Origin of the sequence: Gottfriedia sp. NPDC056225, from assembly GCF_042267765.1 — a bacterium.
Lineage (GTDB): Bacteria > Bacillota > Bacilli > Bacillales > Bacillaceae_G > Gottfriedia.
Map to the genome: position 1 here is coordinate 1 of NZ_JBHJTJ010000122.1, position 2,727 is coordinate 2,727.

The window sequence follows — 2,727 nt, forward strand, 5'->3', positions numbered from 1 at the left end:
CTATTTAATAATCAAATATTCTTTACCTTACAAGATTATAAATATATTACACCTATTATTTTTTCATTATTATTTTCTGTTCTATTAGGATTAAAAATTAAAGACATAATATATTTCAATGTCGGCATAATCTCGGTAAATATTTTTCTTATGATTTCCCAGAAACTTTTCGTATTTATAATCAAATCCTTTTAATTGAATCATTAATATGGTTGTCTAAGATAAAATTCCCTATACATTTAAATAAATTAAGTTTAGGGAATTTTTACACTAGGGATATAAAAATTAATTGATTCATCTTTATATTAATTTTTAATAAGTTTTAATGCTTTAACTGTTGACGGGACAGTTTATGATAGAGGCGCCGATACACCTAACTATGTTTTTAATTTCTTGGATTTCGTTCTTTGGTATCAACAAGAAATTGAAGGTAAGGAATTTGGAATTAAAGCGAGTGAATTTGAATTTAAATATAGAAATTCAATAGAACACTTTTACCCACAAAATCCTAATCAGGATGAAAATCATGCACGACTGGACGAGGAATATCTTACTAACTTTGGCAACCTCTGTATCATGGCACGAAGGAACAATTCTCTCTGTTCAAACCTAATGCCATCAGCAAAAATCAAAGAATTTAGCTCAACGAGTCAGAGTTTGAAATTTGAGCTAATGGAAAAACTCGCTAAAAATAATGATGATTGGAATGGAAGGGAAATCATTCAGCATGGGACTGAGATGAAAAAACTGTTATCAGAATTTATTTCTTAGGTATACGAGTATATATAACTACATTGTGATGGATAGCTTTACAGATGGATAGTTAACCAAAATTCTTTACGATTGACTGGCTTTCAACTATTGTTAGCATTCATTTTCACACATAGCTATTCAAATAAAGAGGCGTCCCTTAGTCAAAAAAACGACCAAAGAGACAGCCTCTTCTTTACCTATGCTATCGATATACCATATGAATGGGCAATTGCCATATTAGAATTTGAAGATTTAGCGATAATAACAGTTGTACCAACATTAATTTGTTCAAATAGCCATTGAATATCACTATTATGCATACGAACACAACCTGAACTTACTGAATTGCCAATCGAACTTTCATTACTGTTTCCGTGAATTCCATAAGCAGCACCAACACTTAATCCCATCCAACGTTTTCCAAGTGGATTTCTAGGATCACCACCAGGAATATTCCCTTTGTACCATGGGCGGTTCTTAATTTTGTTTACGATTGTAAACTTTCCAGTAGGCGTTGGAGTTGCCGACTTGCCTGTTGCAACATTGAAGATTTTAATAATTTTACCATTATTATAGTAAGTTAACTTATTTGTCTGTGAATTGATAATAATCAGCTGACCAGTTGATAATGACGAATTACTTTTCACCGGATTTTGTATTGCTGGTGGTGTGTAATGTGATACGCGTACAGTAAATGGTTTACTTTGATTATTGCTTTGGTCAATAACGATAACTTTAAGTAATGAATTCGTTGCTTGTTTACCGACTTTAACATCGAACTTTCCTGTAGAGTTAACGATACTTTCACCGATTAGTGTTTCATTGTTATAAATTTTTACAGATGTAGAAGGCTCAGATTTTCCATTAACATACTGAGATTGATCAGTAACAGGTGAAACAGAAGAAATGATTGGTGCAATCGTATCATTTACATCGATTGTAAAAGGTTTACTTTGAATTCCTTCGCTAACACCTATGACTGTTAACTTGGTAAATTCTTTGACTCGTTTTATTACAGAATTGAATTCACCATTTTCGTCTGTTTTCACAGTGCCAATTAATGTAGAATCATTATACAATTCTACATGACTATTTGATAAAAATGACCCATTAATGGATGTTGATTGATTTGTAACTGGATCAATATTTGGAGTCGGTAAATCTAAAACGAAAAACCTAATTTTTTTATCAGAGATTACTAGATTTTTATGATCTAATTTAATTGATTTAAGTTTATATTCACCTTTAGTAAATGAACTTGTAATCTTTATTTTCCCCGAAAATTGATGCGCTGATGTTTTTGATAAAATAACATTTTTTTGATTCGTACCATTTAAAAATGTTAACGAAACTGTATCAACATTTTTCTTCGTCGTTAAACTTACATCAATTGTCTGACCATAAGTAGAATGGGAAGTATTTAAATTTAGATCATCTATATAATGAGAGAACTTTTTACTGCTAAAACCTACTTTAAAAGTTGTTGCATTTGCTGTTGGTAAGAGAATTAAAAACATTCCCAGAAGTACCCAAATAATCTTATTAGACATGGTTTCTCTCCTTATTAACGTATATATTTATAGGTTATTAAATTTGTGAACTCCAACTTTCTTTTTCCACACATCACTCTCCTGAAATCTTATATTTGTATCGTACTTTTTAATTGTCTCTATTTATGTCATTGGATGTTTCTAACTTGTAAACAATTTGTTTTTTTGAAGTAAAAAAACTGTATGTAAAATACGAGTTTTAAAATAATAAATAAAAAAAGGGAGATTTGATAATTAAGTATAAAGTTAAATGCTTAAGAAATTCTAAAGAACTTGGTAATTTGCTGGGGCTTTATGAGAATCCAAATCCAATGCAAATTATTAGAAAGAGCGTGAAAAATGTGAAAATATTCACAAAACTGACAAAGAGTTTTAGTAAAATTTACCTTTTGAAATGTTAACATAATTATGTAAACGTTTACTG

The 2,727-nt window shown here is 30.0% G+C and carries 2 protein-coding genes; one reads left to right on the plus strand and one right to left on the minus strand.

Annotated elements, in window-relative coordinates; all coding sequences use genetic code 11:
* Positions 1 to 393 precede the first annotated feature (393 nt).
* A complete protein-coding gene (locus tag ACFCYN_RS25295) occupies positions 394 to 771 on the plus strand; it encodes an HNH endonuclease family protein (protein ID WP_375952924.1) in 378 nt (125 codons plus the stop codon).
* A gap of 179 nt (positions 772 to 950) precedes the next feature.
* Here ACFCYN_RS25295 and ACFCYN_RS25300 read toward each other — a convergent pair whose 3' ends face one another.
* Positions 951 to 2,303, minus strand: a complete 1,353-nt coding sequence (locus tag ACFCYN_RS25300) for a L,D-transpeptidase family protein (protein ID WP_375952926.1) — start codon at positions 2,301 to 2,303, stop codon at positions 951 to 953.
* Positions 2,304 to 2,727 lie beyond the last annotated feature (424 nt).

What these genes read in the sequence shown, in the direction of transcription:
- ACFCYN_RS25300 (WP_375952926.1), bottom strand. Translation starts at nt 2,303, where the DNA reads ATGTCTAATAAGATTATTTGGGTACTTCTGGGAATGTTTTTAATTCTC.